Here is a 16,872-nt window from a genome sequence, read left to right on the forward strand (position 1 = left end):
GCCTAGTTGCCGGCCTGCGGCAGGCTCGGCCCGCGTTGCAGCAGCATCGGCGTCGAGATCGACCACTCCTTGACGTCGCCCCATTCGATCCGCACCGCGGGCTGATCGTCGTCTTGGCACCGGTGATACCTCGGCACCCGACGCCCGAAGTTGACCTCGACCTTGGCTCGGACGTCGTCCTCGCTGCGGCCGAACATCCGGATCGGGTAGGTCGCCTCGTCGATGGTGAGTCCGAAGCCGTATTCGGCCAGGGTGCGTGAGCCACGAGCCATGGACGCAGGATACGTACATGCGTTCGATAAAGTCGAGACCTCGGGGGGATTTCGACCCCAAGGTGGATCGCAGGCGCGGGCCGGTCGGCCGCGACGCGCTCACGGTCGGGTCGCACTCGCGTCGACTCACCGGCGCTGCCTTTCGTCGCGAGATAGGACGAAGGTCAGTGTCCGCGGCTTCGCAAGCGCGGCCGGCCGCGCTGAAGCGGTACAGCGGTACAGCGGCACCGAACCGTCGCCCAGTTGTGAATGCCCGTGAGAGCCTGACCGGCACGGCGCCACCGCGCGCTGGCAACGTCGCCGAGGCAACGGGAGTGCGCGGACATGTCGGTACTGAAGACCCTCGGAGCCGGACTGGTCACAGCCCTTGTCGTCGCCGCGGGGGCGGCACCGGCCGCGGCGGCACCTACGGCAACGCCAGCGGCGCCATCGAAGCCGGCGCCTCCCCGAATCACCCTCACCGACCTCGGCAAGGTCGGCGGCCACGAAGCCAGGGGCATCGACGTCAACAGCCGTGGCGACGTGATCGGTATGAACACCATCGACTACGACCCGGTGATGGTGCAGCAGGCGTTCCGGATCCGGGGCGGCCGCACCGAGCTGATCGGCGGGGCGGAAGAGTACGTGCTGCCGGTCGACCTGAACGCCCGCGGCCAGGCGGTCCTGACCTCGACGACGCGCGGCGGCAGCGGCTCGGAAGCGCAGTTCTGGGCCGTGGACGGGTCCCGTGCCCGAATCAACCCGGCGGGTACCTCGGCCGGCAACAGCGCAGCCCTCAACGACAGCGGCACGGTGGCGTTCACCTACTCGGCGCCGGGCGGCGAGTCGGACACCGTCGCCCTGTGGCGCGGCGGCCGGATTCTGCGCTCCCACCAATTCCCCGGTAGCCGCCTGCTCGGGCTGGAACTGACCAACGCCGGCCTGGTCACCGGCTATGTGCTGACCGGTCCGCGTTGGCAGGTCTTCCAGTGGGATGGCGGCCCGGTGCGGTATGTCGGGGACGGGGACAGCTACCGCTTCCGGGACGTGGGCCGAAACGGCGAGCTGGTCGGTTCCGACGCGGCGTCCCGGCCGCAGCTCACCGTCGGGAGCCGGGTGCGCCGGCTGCCGCTGCCGACCGGCCTCAGCACCGGCGAGGCCAGGGACATCGACAACTACGGCCGGATCGTCGGCTGGGGCGACGCCGCCGACGGGACGCGGCGGGCGCTGCTGTGGTCCGGCGGGCAGGTCCGTGAACTCGGAACGCTCGGCGGCCGGGACGCCAGGGCCTGGTTCATCTCCGACAGCGGTCTGATCTTCGGCGACAGCGAAGACGCGGCCGGGATCCGGCGGCCGGTGGTCTGGTGGCGTGGCGCGATCACCGCACTGCCGTTACCGGCCGACACGCATCCGGAGCTGCCGCTCGCGGGGCTGACCGCGACCGCTGACATCGCAGGCGGAAGTCGGCTGCTCGCCGATCGGTCATTCAACGCCGGCACCACGCCGGTCGTGTGGACCGTGATGGGACGACGCTGAGCGGATCAAGCGGGCTGGCAGCGAGAAGGCCGCGCGGCTGCTGCCGGCGGCCTCCTGACTGATGGTCCTTACTGGGTGCGGAAGAACGTCCGCACGTCGTCGCTGAACAGCTCGGGCTGCTCGGCCGGGAGGAAGTTGCCGCCGGCCGGCAGCTCGGTCCAGTGGGTGACCGTCGCCTCCCGCTCGGCGAACCGCCGGATAGTGATGTCGGTGACGCCCAGGGCGACGCCGAGCGGCACCTCCGACTTCGGCTTCGGCGCCCAGGCGGTCGGGTCGTGCGCGGCTTCCCAGTACAGATTCGCCGAAGAGCCGGCCGTCCCGGTGAACCAGTACAGGCTCACATTGGTGAGCAGCAGATCGCGGTCCACGGCGTCCTCGGGCAGCTCGGCCGACGGGTCGGTCCACTCCTGGAACTTCTCCACTATCCAGGCGAGCTGTCCCACGGGCGAGTCGTGCAGCCCGAACGCCAAGGTCTGCGGCCGGGTCGACTGGATGACGTTGAATCCCATCTTGTCGTCGCGGAATTCCTGCAGGCGACGCAGCCGGTCCTGCTCGGCGTCGGTGAGCCCGGCGAAGTCGCCGGGGTCGTCGGAGGGGAAGGTGATGTGCCCGTTGACGTGCACCCCGATCACCTTCTCGGGGGTCTGCCGGCCCATCTCGACAGCCGTCGCGCCGCCGCCGCCGGTGCCCTGCACGCCGTACCGCTCGTAGCCCAGACGGGCCATGATCTCGTGAAAAGCCGCGGCGGTCTTCGGCGTGTTCCAGCCCGGCCCGGTCAGCGGCCCGGAGTAGCCGATGCCCGGGTTGCTCATCAGCACGAGGTGGAAGTCGGCCCGAAGCGCCTCGACGACCGGTAAGTAGAGGACGAACGACGCCGGCCAGTCGTGGGTGATCAGCAGCGGAGTGGCGTCCGGATTGGTGGATCGGACGTGCGCGAAGTGCAGCGTCTGCCCGTCGACCTCCGTGAGGAACTGGGGCAGCTCGTTGAGCTTCGCTTCGGCGGCGCGCCAGTCGAACTCGTTCGCCCAGTAGGCGGCCAGCCCGCGCAGGTACTCGACCGGAACGCCGCGCCGCCAGCCCTGACCGGGGATCTCCGGGGTCCAGCGGGCGCGGTTGAGGCGGTCGCGCAGGTCAGCCAGGTCGGTGTCGGAGACGTCGATGCGGAAGGGGCGGATCTCGGTCACTGCGAGCTCCCTGCGAATTGGAACGGAACGCTTTGTTCCCTCCAACCCTAACACGTCATCGCCTGGAACGGAACAAAGCATTCCGCTTTCTGTGGCGGCTCCATTGGTTCACGCGGCCTCGCCGACGTCAGCTGGATTCGGCGACATCGCCGCCACGAGCGCGACGAGCAGTGCGATGCCCGAGCCGAGGACCACCATGAGCGTCGACGGTGACGTCGCGTCGACCACCGCGCCGCCGAAGACCGCGCCGAGGCTGGCCTGGAACGACGCCGTGAACAGGACGGACGCGGCTCGCTAGCGCCCGCGGCGGCGAACCATGACTGCGAGCAGATCGGCACGGCGCCGTAGGCGACACCCCACGGAGAGCAGCACCCAACGCGCCGATCGGTGCGGTGCCGAACGTGGGGAGCAGCGCAGTGGCGTAGGCGATCGCGGCGGCACGGCGATCAGGGTGGCCCGCAGCGGCCAGCCGCGCTTCGACGACTTGCGGACGGCAGGACGCGAAGCGTCGGTCGAAGACGCGGTGGAGGACGACATTCGCCAAGCCAACGTCGATCGACGAGTGATTGCTGGCGGTCTTCGGCCGCGACCGTCGGTGCGCGAACTGCCTCGGAGTGGCTTCGTTTACATCCCGTTCGCAGCGCGATTCCTAGCGTGCCCCCATGCGCACGCTCCTCGTGGCAGTACTCCTGATCGCAACGCTGACCGCCTGTACCGACGACACCGACCCCGAGCCCACGCCGCGCGCCAGCACCGGGCAATGCGACGCCGGACTCCACGAAGCGTTCAGCGCCTGGACACGAGCCGGCTTCAGCGGGACGGTGGCCATCTCGACCAGGGGTCGATTCGACTGCCTCGCCGGCTTCGGTACGGCGAACGACAGCGCCGGGACCCCCAACACTCCTGACACGGTGTTCAGCATCGGCTCGGTCACCAAGTCGCTCACCGCCGCGACGATCTTCCACCTCGTCGACGCCGGGAAACTGTCGCTCGACGACCGGGTCGGCCGGCTACTGCCCGAGTTGACCGGGCCGGTGGCCGACGTGACGGTCAAGCAACTGCTCCTGCACACCAGCGGCCTGAATGGATCGCACAGCGAAGACCACCAACCGCTCTCCCGCGACGCGGCCATCACCGCGATCAGCCGGCTGGAACTCGCGTTCCCCCCCGGCACCGACTATCTGTACTCGAACGCCGGGTACACGCTGCTCGCACTTCTCATCGAGAAGGTGTCGGGTTCGAGTTACCGGGACTACACCGCGAGGAACATCCTGACGCTGCCGGGCGGGAAGGTGGCAGGTGGCTTCTGGGACGGCGAGCCGGCGGCGCCAGGGCCCCGAGCCGTCGGCTACTCCGAGAAGGGCGCTCCCGGTCACGCCGGCAAGTTCGCCGGGCCGCACTGGGCGGTGGACGGCAACGGCGGGCTCGCCATGACGGCCCGCGACCTGGCCGCCTGGACCCACGCACTGTTCACCGGTCGGCTGCTGTCGTCCGAGTCGGTCCGGGCGATCAGCACCCCAGTGCAGGACCTCGGTGATGGCCAGGCGGAGACCCCCGGCTGGGGGGCCATCGACGCGTCGGTCTACGGCAAGCCGTTCCTCACGGCGTCCGGCGGCGGGGGCGACGTCGGCCACAACGCGGTCGTCGTGTGGCTACCGGAGCGACAGCAGGCGATCGTCGTGATGTCCAACAAGTCGCGGCTGCCGGCCGGGAAGCTCGTGGAGGCGCTGGCGCCGGCGCTGGTCGCCGGGCATCGGCTGCCGACGCCCGGCGCCCCGCCCGCCGACGCCGACACGGCAGCTAGGGTCGGGACCTACCGCCTGCCCACCGGAGGTTCACTCGACGTGAGTGCGAGCGGCAACCGCCTGGTGATGGCGGCGCGCGGGGTCGACGCCGTCGTCGCGGCCCTGCCACCACGCGGACTCTCCGCCGAGGACATCCGCGACCACGAGCGCCGGGTGCTGGCGGTACTGCGAGGCGAGTCGTCCGACGGGCGCAAGGAGCGCACGTTGTTCGAGTCCACCTACGGGCCGATCACCGACCTCGCACTGGCCGGCACGGTGTTCCACGACAACGACATCCGCACCTACGTGACGATCAGTACCCGATCGCGATCAGTTCTCGGTTGGTTCTCCGTCGACAAGGAGGGCGGCATCGCCGCGGTCGAGGTTCCGACCGAATCGCCGTCACTGGCACTCGTCCCGTCCGGGGCGGGCCGCTACCGGCCGGACGACCCGACCGGCACGGGGCCCGAGGTGACCGTCGAGTTCGCCGACGACCGGATGACCGTCACCACCCCGCGCGGCACCACGGTCGCGCGGCGGACCGGCTGACAGCATGCGCATTCTGTTCGTCGAGGACGATCCGGACCTCGCTGAGATCACCGCGCTCGGCCTGCGCAACGAGTCGTACGCGGTCGACGTGGCCGGCACCTACGCCGACGCCGAGGAGTTGCTCCGGGCGACGCCGTACGACGTCGCCTGCTTCGACCTGGGGCTGCCCGACGGCAACGGACTCGACCTGGTCCGCCGGGTTTCGCACGACCCGGACCTGCACCGGCCGCGGCGCACGCTGGTGCTCACCGCTCGGGACGCGGTGGCCGACCGGGTCGCCGGTCTCGACGCCGGCGCCGACGACTACCTGGTCAAGCCGTTCCACTTCGCCGAGTTGGTGGCCCGGTTGCGGGCGCTGGGCCGCCGAGGGAACGAGCAGGGGGCGACGCTGCGGGTCGGCGAGCTCACCGTCGATCTCGCGACCCACCAGGCGTGGCGAGCGGGTCGCGGCCTCGACCTGACCGCCCGCGAGTTCTCCCTGCTCCGCTACTTCATGCACCATCCCGGCGTGGTGCTCTCCGCCGAAGACCTGCTGGAGCACGTATGGGACGCCCACGCCAACCCGTTCACCGCCTCGGTCCGGGTGATCCTCAGCCGGTTACGCCGCAAGCTCGGCGATCCGCCGCTCATCGTCACCGTCACCGGGGTGGGCTACCAGTTGAGGGCCGAGCATGAGCCCCGGTGAGCGGGCCGGTCCGCACCGGATCTGGCGGTCGCTGCGGGTACGACTCGCGGTGCTCGGATTCCTCGCCGGCTACGTCCCGGTACTGCTGCTCTTCGGCGTGGTGCTGGCGACCGACATCGACACGACCGCGACCGTCACCGGCGGCGCGGAGCCCGTCATGGTCACCTCGGTCCAGCGATCCGCGTCGGTGACCTGGACCGTCGTCGGTCTCGCCCCGGTGGCGGCCGTCCTGGCGTGGTGGTGGGCCGGCCGCGCGGTGCGTCCGATCGAGCGGATCCGGGCGGTCGCCGAGGACATCCAGGGGACCGATCTCGGTCGGCGCATCGCGCTCGACCACGGCCCGACCGAGGTGGTGTCGCTGGCGGCGAGTTTCGACGCGATGCTCGGCCGGTTGGAGCAGTCGGCCGACACCCAACGGCGACTCATCGAGGAGGCCAGCCACGAACTCCGCATGCCGCTGGCGGTCCTGCTGACCAACGCCGAGGTGCTGCTCGCCCACCCCGACCCGACGATCGAGGTGTACCAGCAGGGATTGCGGCGCTCGCGCGGAGCGGCGATCCGACTCCAGGCCACGATCGATGGTCTGCTGGTGGACGCTCGTGGGCGCGCCCGCGTCCTCGACCGCCGGCCCACTGACGTGATGGCTCTCGTCGCAGAGGTGGTCGCCGACGCGAGGGTGCTGGCCGAGCCGGGGGAGCTGACCGTCACCGGGCCACCCACGGCGGCGTGTCCGGTGGACGCGCCGACGGTACGGCGGGCGATCGCCAACCTGGTCGACAACGCCATCCGGTACACACCGGACGGCTCGGACGTGGAGGTCGTGGTCGAGGTCACCGACACGGACGTGGCCGTCGTCGTCACCGATCACGGCCCCGGCATCCCCGCCGACCAGAAGAGCCGCGTCTTCGAGCGGTTCTGGCGCGGCCACCGCGACCCGGCAGGCGCCGGCCTCGGCCTGCCGATCGCGCGTCAGGTGGCGCTCGCACATGGGGGCAGCCTCTCGCTGCAGTCACCGGGGCCGACCGGCGACGGCTGCGCATTCCGCCTGGCGCTTCCCCGCACCGCTGAGTGACGTCGGCGACCACGAGACCGCAGTGCCCACTCAACGTCGCGAAACGGGAACGGATACCAATTCGGGTAGATGCTTCCAGATCGGTTGTCCCACCCGTTGCCCTCAGCCACTCTGATGCCCGATCGCATCGGAACCGGCGGGCTGGCCGATCCACTGGTCCCCGAACACCTTCAGGGGCGCGCATGAGCATCTCTCGGCGGACGCGACGGCTGACCGCAGCCGCACTAGCCGCTGTCCTCACGGCCGGCGGCCTCGCGGCCTGCGAAGTCGGTCAGACCACCGATCTCGGCGTGATCAGGGCCGTCGATCCCGGTCACGGCAACACGCCCTACTACACGAACCGCGATGCGGGCTTCAGTGCGCGACTGACCGGTACGAACTCGGCCGGCCAGACCGTCACCCGGGATCTGTGGACGTTCGGCGACACGGACGCCTGGAACGCCAACACCGGCGCCAAGATGCAGTACTTCAAGACGAACACCGCGTCGCTGGTGCCGCCGGTGACGCCTGGCTCGGTGCCGGCCGTGCCGCCGATGCCCGTCGAAGTGGCGTACGTCAACGGGGTTCCGTCGTACTTCACCGAGTTCATCACCGACGGCGCCCGGCCCGCCTGCCCCGCTCCGAGCGGCAAACCGGCCAACTACTACTACCAGGCGCGCTGGCCGAACGGCCTGGTCCGGATGCCGGATTCCGACGCCCGGCGGGAGACCGCGGTCGTGTTCTATCAGGACTTCTGCGTCCACTTGCCGACGACAGCCGACCCGAACCTCGAGTACCTGTTCAAGACCGGCGGTGCGGCGCGGTACGTCTGGGACGCGTACAGCCCGGACGCTCCGCCGCACGCGACCACACTGGGCAACGCCCTGTTCCAGCCGGGGACGTGGCGGGACCACGCCTGGGCCGTGAACAAGCCCGGTTACACCTACGGCGCCGGTGCCTACCTGTCGGACGGGCCCAGCAGCAACCAGAAGTACCTCAACCTGCTGGCCTGCGGGCAGAACTCCGACTGCACCCAGGCGCGTCTGCTGGTCGACTCCGCGAACCTGTCCGGCTCGCTGACCCGAATCGCCACCGCCGCCAACTGGGCCTACCGCACCGAGGGGGCGTCCTCGGCCAACACCGATGACGCCTGGCAGGCGCTGCCCAGCAGCGGCTGTGCGCCGACCCCCTACGTCACCTGCGGCACGATGCCGCTTCCCAAGCCAGTCATCAAGGCGGGCAGTGATCCCCTGACGCGGGTCTCCGGGTCGCCGTCGGTGGCGAGCATCGGTGGCTACCTGTTCGTCACGTACGCGGTCTTCGCCAACGACGAGGTGGCCGCGGTCCGACTGGCCGACAGCAGCGGCGTCTTCGACCCGGTCGCCGGTAGCGGTCTTCTCCCCGCCGGGAAATGTGCCTCTGGGTGTTATGCGCCGGTCATCCATCCCGAGCTGAACACCAGCGACGGCAAGATCGCGTTCAGCTACGTGGCCAACGCCAGCGTCACGCCGCCGGGCAAGACGCCGGTCGCCACCATGCGGTTGGGCTGGACCTGCCTCGACACGTTCGACACCGGAGAACCGTGCTGACCGGCTTCGGACGCCTCCGGTAACGAACCCGCCGGGAGTGGAGCCCGACGCTACGGCAGGTTCAGTCGGGCCGAGCGCTCCCCACGAGCCAGCGGTGCTGGCCCGAACGGGCCCACGATGAGGATGACCACCTGCGGTACCCGGAGCCTGGACAGCAGACCCGTCGCGAGCGGGGCCAGAGCGATCAGCAGGCTTAGGCCACTGATCGCGAGTGCCTGTCCGCGACGCTAGTGGCAAGCACCCTCCCGAACCCGACCGGGCGTCGGGCCGTGCGGCGGCGTGAGGCCTCGGCCGGCAACGGGGGAATCCTCCGGTCGGACCTCGCGGCGGGCGGACCGGCGCCGGACCAGCTCGGCGATGCCCCCGATGACGAACGACAGGCCGAGGCCGAGGGCGAGGCCGAGCACGGGGCTCTCGACGAACGCCGCACCGCCCAGGAAGCCGAGCCCTGCGGTGTACGCCGCCCAGGCCAGCGCCGCGATCGCCGAGGCCGGGGTGAACCGGGACAGCGGTACCCGGGCCGTGCCGCAGGCGGCGTTCATCGTCACGCGGCCACCCGGCAGGAATCGGGAGGTCACGATCAACAGGGTGGGTCGGCGGTCGAGTTGCCGGCTCGCCGCAGCGACGGCCCGGCTGACGTGGGTGAAGCGACTGATCAGCCGGGGGCCGAAGACGCTGCGGCTGAGGCCGTACGCGAGGTGGTCGCCGAGGAAGATCCCCAGGGCGGCGGCCACGACGACGATCCACAGGCTCGGCGTGCCGCCGTGAGCGAAGACGCCGGCCGCCAGGATCGCCGCCTCGGAGGGGATCATCGGGAGCACGCCGTCCAGCGTGCTCACGCCCACCAGTAGCGGGTAGAGCAGCGGCGACGTCATCAGCGGCGCGACCAGAGGCATCAGATCCATGGGCCGAGCGTGGGCGCGGGGTACCGCCCACGGCGTCGATCTCCGGTGCCGTTGCGGGTCGCTCCCGCGTAGGGGGTCGTCTCCCTCGCTGGTTGGACGTGACCCGCGGTTGGCCTGGGTAGGGTCGCCGCGTGACGGAGCGCTCGGGATGGAATCAGGAGAACGTTCCGCCGGTGCTCAGGCGTCTGCTGCGGTGGCTGCGCGTCGGCCTACACGCGCTGACGCGGCTTCGCTACCTCGCCGGGCGGGCCGTCGCGAGGATCGGCAGCTCGAGGCCGGTCGCCGCCGTCATCGGCGAGCACAACCCGGCGTTCTCGTGGCTCTTGCCGTGGCTGGTCGCGGGCTTCCTCGCGCTTGCGCTCCTCCCTCTCAACGTCGCGCTCGCCGCCGAGCAGTTCGACGTGCTGCCACTGATCGCCCTGGTGGCCGGCATCGGGCAGAGCGTCGCTTTGATCCTGATCATGGTCCGGCCGTGGACGGCGACGGCCGTGCAGTTCCTGGCCGTCACGGTCTTCTCCGTGGCCATCCCGCCCGACACGGCGGCGGCGCCCTGGCCGCTCACGGTGACCGGCATGTTCACGCTGATCGCGCACGTGGGCCTGATTGCCGCTCGTACCACCCGGCGCAGGGCACTGGAAACCTGGTCGGCGAGCGCGCTGTTGCTCATCGTCGTCGTGCTGCTCGATCCGCGTGGCCGGACCATCACGGACGGGCTGACGATGACGATCCTCTACCTGATCTTCTCCTCCCTCGCAGTCGGTGCCGTGCTGACTACTCGCCGCTGGCGGGCGATCGGTAAGGAGCTCGCCGACGCGCGGCGCGACGTCGAACTCGAGCAGAGTCAGCGGGCGGTCGCCGAGGAACGCACCCGGATCGCACGCGAGTTGCACGACGTCGTCGCGCACAGCATGTCGGTGATCCACATGCAGGCCACCTCGGCGTCGTACCGGATCAAGAGCCTGGACCCGGAGGCGAAAGCCGAGTTCGCGCGCATCGCCGCCGGCGCCCGGTCGACGATGCGGGAAATGCGGCAACTGCTGGCCGTGCTGCGGGACGAGAGCACGGACGCCGCCCTCGCGCCAGTGCCCGATCTGGACCGGCTGGCGGAACTGGTCGAGTCGGCGGGGCGCGCGGGCGTGCCGGTCGAGGTGCGCGAAGCCGACGCCGTGCGGGCATCCGCGCTGCCGGAGGCCGTCGCCTTGACCGCTTACCGCATCATCCAGGAGTCGCTGAGCAACGTGATCCGGCACGCACCAGGAGCCCCCACGGTGATCGATCTGAATATTGAGGGCTCTGATCTTGTTCTGTCGGTCGTGAACGATGCGGCGACGAAGCCGGCTCAGCCCATGGAGGCGCCCGGCCGGACCAGCCACGGGCTGTCGGGAATGCGGGAGCGGGTCCGGTTGGTCGGCGGAACAGTGGAGACCGGCGTGCGCGACGAGGGTGGCTACCGGGTCGTGGCGCGGCTGCCGATGGGAGACCACGAGTGATCCGCGCGCTGATCGTGGACGACCAGTCGATGATCCGGATGGGGATCCGCGCGATCTTGGAGTCGCAGGACGACGTCACGGTCGTCGGCGAGGCGGAGAACGGGCAGCTCGGCGTCGAACGATCGCGTCGCCTGCGCCCCGACGTCGTGCTGATGGACGTCCGGATGCCGGTCCTCGACGGACTGGCCGCGACGAGGGCCCTGCTCGGACCGCAGAGCACCGAGGGGCACACGCCGCGGGTGTTGATGCTGACCACGTTCGACCTGGACGACTACATCTATGCCGCGCTGGAGGCGGGCGCCAGCGGCTTCATCCTCAAGGACAGCGAGCCCGACGACCTGATCCGGGCCGTGCGCGTGGTAGCCGGTGGCGAGGCGTTGCTGGCGCCGAGCATCACCCGTCGGCTCATCGAGAACTTCGTCGAGACGAGGCCGCGGCAGCTGACCGGCGCCACCGCACTCAACGGGCTCACCGCCCGTGAGCGAGAGGTGCTGCGCCTGATGGCGTTCGGCAAGTCGAACGGCGAGATCGCCGCCGCGCTGTACATCTCGGAGCAGACCACCAAGACGCATGTCAGCCGGATCCTGCAGAAACTGGACCTGCGTGATCGAGTCCAGGCCGTGGTCTTCGGGTACGAAACCGGCCTCGTCACGCCCGGCAGTCAGTCCTGACCCGACGCGGCGGAACGGTCGTGGGAACCGTCCGTCGCGTCGGGGCGGCAGGGGCTGTGTCAGCGGATGACGTCGGCCAGAGCCGTGCCGATGACTTTGGAGCCGGCAGCGTTGGGGTGGATCGGGGTGGCCGCCGAAGCGGGGATGAGGCCCTCGATGTAGCGGTCGGCCGGGGCGGCGCAGACGTCGTGGCCGGCGGTGAGCGCAGTGGTGTCGAGGTAGGTGGCGCCGCGGGCGACTGCCTGGTCGCGGAGGACGGCGTTGAGGCTGACGACCTTGGCCTGCAGATAGTCCGCGTCCCTGGCCCAGATCGGCTGGGTGCCCGGGCATCCGCCGGCGCGGATGTACTGGCCGTAGCCGACGACGACGATGCGGGCCTTGGGAGCCCGCTTGCGGATCGTGTCGAGCGCGGCACCGAACTCGGGGGCCCACGCGGTGATCTTCTGCTCGACCTGGTCCACGCCACCGGCGGTGTACTTGTCCGCGCAGGACTTGCCTCGCGGTTCCGGCAGCAGGTTGATGCAGGACAACGCGATGGAGACGAGGTCGACGTCGTTACCTCCCATCGTGATGCTGATGACGTCGGCGTCCGCGGGTACCGCCCACAGCTGCGGGACGGTGAGGAGCTGGAACCCGCTGAGGTCGCCGACCTTCGCGCCCGAGCAGGTCACGTCGGTCAGCCGCGCACCGAGCGTCTTGGCGGCCACGTGCGGGTAGTTGGCGAGCGACCGCAGACACGCCAGGTTCGTCACGTCGGCGGGCGGCACCAGTGGCGCGGCGGCGTACGAGTCGCCGAGCGCCACGTACTTCAGTGGCTTCGGTGGGGCCGCTGACGCGGCCATCGGAACAGTGGCCAGCACCGTGGCGCTGGCCAGGCTGAGCAGGAGCGCGACGGTGCGCCTGCCGACCTTCATGCGGACTCCGTTCTGCCAGCGGACACGACGGCTCGGCGCGGTCGCTGCTGCGACCGACGCTGAAAAACCAGGTCACCGCGTATTACTGGCCGGTAAATTCGGGCGGGTTCATCATCTGGCCGTGCGCGCCGGGGCGCTTCCCCACCGACTCCAGCTTTTCGGGAGGTTCGTTGTGACGCCGAACAACAGCCCGGTTGCGCTCACCGTCGGCGGCGTGAGCGCTGACCAGTGGCTGACCCGCTCGATCCCGGCGCTCACCCCCGCCGTCGTCGCGGAGTTGGTGGACCGCCTGCCCGTCTACGCATCGCTCCCGTCGGAGGAGCTCCGACGGGACATCGCCGGTGTCGTCCAGCGCTCGCTCCGAGCGTTCGCACGCTTTCTCCGCGACGGCGTGCTCCCCACCGACGACGACGTTCTTGCCCTTCGCGAGTCGGCGACCCGCCGCGCGGAGGAGGGGATACCGCTCGAGGCCGTGATCGACGCGTACTTCCTGGGCGCCCAGTACGTGCTCGACGAGCTCACCCGCCAGACCGATCACCGAGGGATCGCCTCGCTGCCAGCGTTGTGCCGACTGCTGCTGGCCTACCTGCGGCCGGTGACGGGGGCGGTGCTCGCCGGGTACGCGCAACACCTCAGCGCCTCGGACAGCGCAGAGCGTGGCGCGCAGCAAACCTTGCTCGCCGCGCTGTTGGACGGGAAGCCCGCTGCCGAAGCCGCCGATCGCGCGGGCGCCACGCTCCCCGCCGGCTACCTGGTGCTCAGCATCGACATCGCCGCCCATCCCGACGAGACGACTCCCGGCGTCGATCCCCTGATCGCGGGCCGCCGCAAGCTGCGACGGCTCAGCACCGAACTGCAGCACGTCAGTCGCGGCGCGGCTCTGACCAGGCTTTCCACCGCCGGTGGCCTGGTGCTGCTACCCATCGCCGGTGAACCCGACTCGTTACCCGAGAGCGAGTGGCTGCGGCTCGCCGGCGATGTGGAGAAGCTCCGTCGGCACTGCGGGGCCGAACTGACCGTCGGCGTGGTCGCCGCCGAACCCAGCGGTGTTGCGGCCGCCGCACGCCTCGCCACCGAGGTTCGGGAGGTGGCCACCGCCGTGGGCCGCGGCCCGGGCGTCCATCGGCTCACCGACGTGCTGCTGGAGTATCAGCTCAGCCGTCCCGGACCCGCCCGCGACCAACTCGCCGTCCTACTTGCTCCTCTCGCCGAGCGTCCGGAGCTGCTCGGCACGCTCCGCGCCTACTTCGCCTGCGACCTCGACCGTCGCCGTACCGGCACCGATCTGCGTGTGCATCCCAACACCGTCGACTACCGGCTACGCAAGATCACGGCCCTGACCGGCCTGGACACCACACCCGGTCCGGACATGCTGCTCCTGCGCGCGGCGCTCACCGCTCAGCAGCATCACGCCTGACCGCGTCGTTGGATCACGGCACAAGATTTTTGGGACACGACGCGATAGCCGCGGACAACACAGGCGTCCTCGGCCTGCCGCGCCGAGGCCACTTACTGAGAGTCTCGACGCAGAGCGAGCGACGGGCCGCTGGGCCCCGGTACCGTCGCTAGCCATGACGTACCCTCCCGACCCGCAGCAGCCGTACGGCACTCCCGCGCCGTCGTCCGGCGCCGGCTCGTCCGGCTCGTCCGGCTCGTCCGGCTCCGGACCGTCCGATCCCGGAGCGCCCGGTGCGGGACCGTACGACCCGGGCCCCTACGGTGCCGGGCCGTCCGGTACCGGGCCCTTACCGCCCCCGCCGTCGTACGGTCAGCAGGCTCCTGGCCAGCCCCCGTACGGGCAGGCGCCGTACGGCCAGGCGCCGTACGGTCAGCAGCCCTACGGCCAGGCGCCGTACGGTCAGCCGCCCCAGGCACCGTTCGGACAACCGCCGTTCGGGCAGCCGCCGAAGAAGTCGTCCGGCGGCAAGATCGCGCTGATCATCGTCGGCGCCGTCGTCGCCGTCTGCTTGGTCTTCGGGGTGATCGGCGCGATCGTGTTCAGCCTCAGCGATTCGGACGACACCGCGACGCCCGACTACAGCTTCTCCCCGCCCGCCGTCACCAGCGGGGTCCCCGATGACCCCCAGCCCAGCGGCAACCAGCCGGCCCCCGGGTCCGAAGGCTCGCTGAACCAGCCGGTTCGCGACGGGGACGCCGAGTACACGGTGAAGTCCGTGAAGTGTGGCGTCACCGAGGTGGGCGAGTACGCCAAGAAGACCCCGAAGGGTCAGTTCTGCCTGATCGAGGCCAGCCTGAAGAACGTCGGCAACGAGGCGATCTCGCTGGTGGTGGCGGGAACCAGCGACCTGATCACCGACTCGGGGCAGAAGTACGAGGCGGACACCGGAGCGACCGTTTCGGCGAATCCGGACGACACCTCGAAGTTCTTGAGCAAGGTCAACCCGGGCAGTAGCGAGGACATGGTTCTGGCTTGGGACATCCCGAAGGACCAGAAAGCCGCCAAGGTTCAGCTCTACGCGGACTTCGGTAGCAGCGGGGTCGTCGTGGCACTCAGCTGATCCTCTGTGATCTGGATGCCGCTGTAGTTACACGGATTCGGTGGGCTCGCCCGTGTGGGGTACGTGGACCACAACAGGGAAGGGGCCCAGGGTGCCGAGCACACCTGACCGGGCCGGTTTCGACGCCTTCGCGGCAGCACACGGCACCGCGCTGCTGCGCTTCGCGTTTCTGCTGACCGGCAACTACCACCTCGCCGAGGACATGCTTCAGGAAGCCCTGATGCGTGTTCACCGGCGCTGGACCAAACTCGAACGCCCGGAGGCGATCAGCAAGTACGTCCGGAAGGCGATCCTGCGGCAGTACCTGTCCTGGCGGCGGCTCCGCTCGTCGGCGGAGATGCCGTCGGCGGTCGCCCCCGACACGCCGCTCCCGGGCAGCGACCACGCGGAACGCTACGCCGAGCGGGATGCGCTCCGGAACGCGCTCACCGCCCTACCCCGGCAGCAGCGTGCCGTCCTCGTCCTGCGCTTCTACGAAGACCTCGACGACACGTCGATCGGCGAGCTCATCGGCTGCTCGCCCATCACCGTCCGTGCCCACGCCAGCCGAGGGCTGGCCCGCTTACGTGGGCAGTTGCCTTCGCAGGAATCGACGAGCACGGCCGAGACGTCTTCGAGGGGGCGCGCCCGATGAACGACACCGAGAAGCTCCTGCGGGACGTGATGGTCGACTGGGCCTCCGGCGTCTCCGCCCGCTCCGATCTGGCCGACGCCGTGCTGGCGCGCGATCGCCGGAAGCGCCGGCGGAAGGTACTCGTCAGTGCCTTCGCCGCTGTGGTGCTACTCGCGAGCGCCGGTGTGCTCTGGGCCATCGCACCGTGGCGCGTGGACAACGAGGCTACGGACCGGCTCGTCCCGGCCTCGCCACCCCGTCCGGCGGACAGCGCTCCGCCCTCGCCGGTCGACTTCGGCTGGCTGCCGACCGGGTACGACAACCTCGAAGCGGCTCTGGTCGCGTCCGACAGCTGGCGGCTCACGGCCTCCAACAAGTCGGCGCCCACCGAGATCGAGCTGACCGTCTCCTCCACCAAGATCCCGGAGATCCGCGGCACTGGTGAGACCGGCACCGTGGAGGTCAACGGGGTCACCGCGACGACGTACTCGGTGCCACCGCACCCGGTCGGGGCCGCCCCGTACGGCACGGTCCCACCGGACGCCGACGGCGCCACCGAGTCCATCACGTTCGAGCGGAAATCCGGCCAGTGGATCCGCGTCTATGCGCACCTCGCCGGCGGGACGAAGTCCCTCGGTCTGACGCGCGACGACCTGCTCCGGATCGCGGACAACCTGGTCGACCGCGAGCGTCGGGTCCCGGACCTGCTGGACGTGGCGGACGCCGACGGGCTGCAGATGGCCTTCAGCCGGTACTCCGAGTGGTTCGGGGCCACCATCGGGTTCGTCCTCACGTCCGGGCCGCCGGCGGAGGAGCAGTGGAGGGTCGACGACTCCGGACAGAAGAGCCTCACGCCGATCATGATCTACCTCGGCTCCCCGGACGCCGTCGAAGGCTTCTCCGGCTACGCACCCCGGGATCCGGTGCTGCAGACCGTGCGGGTGGAGGACCGGACGATCATCCGGAAAGAGAGTGGTCAGAGGCTCTGGAAGAGCGCGGTGGTGCGGTACGCCGACGGGCAGATCGCGGTAGTGCTCGTGCCGAAGACGATGAGCGACGCCGAGCTGATGACGTTCGCCTCCGGCATCACACCGGGCGCGGACTTCAAGCCCGCCCACCGGTGAGCGGGGC

15 protein-coding genes are annotated in these 16,872 nt (G+C 70.3%); 11 read left to right on the plus strand and 4 right to left on the minus strand.

Going from position 1 to position 16,872, the window contains the following annotated elements; all coding sequences use genetic code 11:
- Positions 1-2: 2 nt before the first annotated feature.
- Positions 3-272: a hypothetical protein gene (locus tag ABEB28_RS26720; protein ID WP_345730969.1), complete on the minus strand. Its 270-nt coding sequence runs from the start codon at positions 270-272 to the stop codon at positions 3-5.
- A 324-nt stretch (positions 273-596) separates the two neighbouring features.
- Between ABEB28_RS26720 and ABEB28_RS26725 the strand changes: the two genes are divergently transcribed.
- A complete protein-coding gene (locus tag ABEB28_RS26725) occupies positions 597-1,787 on the plus strand; it encodes a hypothetical protein (protein WP_345730970.1) in 1,191 nt (396 codons plus the stop codon).
- A 68-nt stretch (positions 1,788-1,855) separates the two neighbouring features.
- On the opposite strand, the gene ABEB28_RS26730 is transcribed toward ABEB28_RS26725, so the two are convergent.
- Positions 1,856-2,971 carry an epoxide hydrolase family protein gene (locus tag ABEB28_RS26730; RefSeq protein ID WP_345730971.1) on the minus strand — a complete coding sequence of 372 codons (1,116 nt, stop codon included), beginning with the start codon at positions 2,969-2,971 and terminating at the stop codon, positions 1,856-1,858.
- Between the two features lie 662 nt (positions 2,972-3,633).
- Here ABEB28_RS26730 and ABEB28_RS26735 point away from each other — a divergent pair.
- The 4 genes from ABEB28_RS26735 to ABEB28_RS26750 all read left to right on the plus strand — a co-directional run bounded on the left by ABEB28_RS26735 (position 3,634) and on the right by ABEB28_RS26750 (position 8,629).
- Positions 3,634-5,304: a serine hydrolase domain-containing protein gene (locus ABEB28_RS26735; RefSeq protein WP_345730972.1), complete on the plus strand. Its 1,671-nt coding sequence runs from the start codon at positions 3,634-3,636 to the stop codon at positions 5,302-5,304.
- 4 nt (positions 5,305-5,308) lie between these two features.
- A complete protein-coding gene (locus ABEB28_RS26740) occupies positions 5,309-5,989 on the plus strand; it encodes a response regulator transcription factor (protein WP_345730973.1) in 681 nt (226 codons plus the stop codon).
- A complete protein-coding gene (locus ABEB28_RS26745; protein WP_345730974.1) occupies positions 5,976-7,061 on the plus strand; it encodes a HAMP domain-containing sensor histidine kinase in 1,086 nt (361 codons plus the stop codon). The genes ABEB28_RS26740 and ABEB28_RS26745 overlap by 14 nt, the downstream gene beginning before the upstream one ends.
- Positions 7,062-7,243: 182 nt before the next feature.
- Entirely contained in the window at positions 7,244-8,629 is a 1,386-nt protein-coding gene (locus ABEB28_RS26750) for a hypothetical protein (RefSeq protein ID WP_345730975.1), read from the plus strand.
- Positions 8,630-8,856: 227 nt separating this feature from the next.
- Here the strand turns inward: ABEB28_RS26750 and ABEB28_RS26755 are convergent, their stop codons facing one another.
- Positions 8,857-9,534, minus strand: coding sequence for a DedA family protein (locus ABEB28_RS26755; protein ID WP_345730976.1), 678 nt, complete (start codon positions 9,532-9,534; stop codon positions 8,857-8,859).
- A gap of 131 nt (positions 9,535-9,665) precedes the next feature.
- On the opposite strand from ABEB28_RS26755, the gene ABEB28_RS26760 reads away from it, so the two are divergent.
- Both ABEB28_RS26760 and ABEB28_RS26765 read left to right on the plus strand, forming a co-directional pair.
- Complete coding sequence (locus tag ABEB28_RS26760) at positions 9,666-11,024, plus strand: sensor histidine kinase (RefSeq protein WP_345730977.1); 1,359 nt, start codon at positions 9,666-9,668, stop codon at positions 11,022-11,024.
- Complete coding sequence (locus ABEB28_RS26765; protein ID WP_345730978.1) at positions 11,021-11,695, plus strand: response regulator; 675 nt, start codon at positions 11,021-11,023, stop codon at positions 11,693-11,695. Before ABEB28_RS26760 ends, ABEB28_RS26765 begins: the two co-directional genes overlap by 4 nt.
- Before the next feature lie 59 nt (positions 11,696-11,754).
- Here ABEB28_RS26765 and ABEB28_RS26770 read toward each other — a convergent pair whose 3' ends face one another.
- A complete protein-coding gene (locus ABEB28_RS26770) occupies positions 11,755-12,609 on the minus strand; it encodes an SGNH/GDSL hydrolase family protein (RefSeq protein WP_345730979.1) in 855 nt (284 codons plus the stop codon).
- Positions 12,610-12,823: 214 nt separating this feature from the next.
- On the opposite strand from ABEB28_RS26770, the gene ABEB28_RS26775 reads away from it, so the two are divergent.
- The 4 genes from ABEB28_RS26775 (at position 12,824) to ABEB28_RS26790 (ending at position 16,865) form a co-directional block, all read left to right on the plus strand.
- Complete coding sequence (locus ABEB28_RS26775) at positions 12,824-14,026, plus strand: PucR family transcriptional regulator (protein ID WP_345730980.1); 1,203 nt, start codon at positions 12,824-12,826, stop codon at positions 14,024-14,026.
- Positions 14,027-14,180: 154 nt separating this feature from the next.
- A complete protein-coding gene (locus tag ABEB28_RS26780) occupies positions 14,181-15,128 on the plus strand; it encodes a DUF4352 domain-containing protein (protein WP_345730981.1) in 948 nt (315 codons plus the stop codon).
- A gap of 91 nt (positions 15,129-15,219) precedes the next feature.
- Entirely contained in the window at positions 15,220-15,762 is a 543-nt protein-coding gene (locus ABEB28_RS26785; RefSeq protein WP_345730982.1) for a SigE family RNA polymerase sigma factor, read from the plus strand.
- Entirely contained in the window at positions 15,759-16,865 is a 1,107-nt protein-coding gene (locus tag ABEB28_RS26790; protein WP_345730983.1) for a hypothetical protein, read from the plus strand. The genes ABEB28_RS26785 and ABEB28_RS26790 overlap by 4 nt, the downstream gene beginning before the upstream one ends.
- Positions 16,866-16,872: the final 7 nt, after the last annotated feature.

This window comes from Cryptosporangium minutisporangium, assembly GCF_039536245.1.
Lineage (GTDB): Bacteria > Actinomycetota > Actinomycetes > Mycobacteriales > Cryptosporangiaceae > Cryptosporangium > Cryptosporangium minutisporangium.

Excerpts from the sequence above, each read along its gene's own strand:
- ABEB28_RS26720 (WP_345730969.1), bottom strand. The coding sequence starts at position 272 with ATGGCTCGTGGCTCACGCACCCTGGCCGAATACGGCTTCGGACTCACC.
- ABEB28_RS26745 (WP_345730974.1), top strand. The coding sequence starts at position 5,976 with ATGAGCCCCGGTGAGCGGGCCGGTCCGCACCGGATCTGGCGGTCGCTG.
- ABEB28_RS26790 (WP_345730983.1), top strand. The coding sequence starts at position 15,759 with ATGAACGACACCGAGAAGCTCCTGCGGGACGTGATGGTCGACTGGGCC.
- ABEB28_RS26750 (WP_345730975.1), top strand. The coding sequence starts at position 7,244 with ATGAGCATCTCTCGGCGGACGCGACGGCTGACCGCAGCCGCACTAGCC.
- ABEB28_RS26780 (WP_345730981.1), top strand. The coding sequence starts at position 14,181 with ATGACGTACCCTCCCGACCCGCAGCAGCCGTACGGCACTCCCGCGCCG.
- ABEB28_RS26755 (WP_345730976.1), bottom strand. The coding sequence starts at position 9,534 with ATGGATCTGATGCCTCTGGTCGCGCCGCTGATGACGTCGCCGCTGCTC.
- ABEB28_RS26725 (WP_345730970.1), top strand. The coding sequence starts at position 597 with ATGTCGGTACTGAAGACCCTCGGAGCCGGACTGGTCACAGCCCTTGTC.
- ABEB28_RS26740 (WP_345730973.1), top strand. The coding sequence starts at position 5,309 with ATGCGCATTCTGTTCGTCGAGGACGATCCGGACCTCGCTGAGATCACC.
- ABEB28_RS26735 (WP_345730972.1), top strand. The coding sequence starts at position 3,634 with ATGCGCACGCTCCTCGTGGCAGTACTCCTGATCGCAACGCTGACCGCC.
- ABEB28_RS26770 (WP_345730979.1), bottom strand. The coding sequence starts at position 12,609 with ATGAAGGTCGGCAGGCGCACCGTCGCGCTCCTGCTCAGCCTGGCCAGC.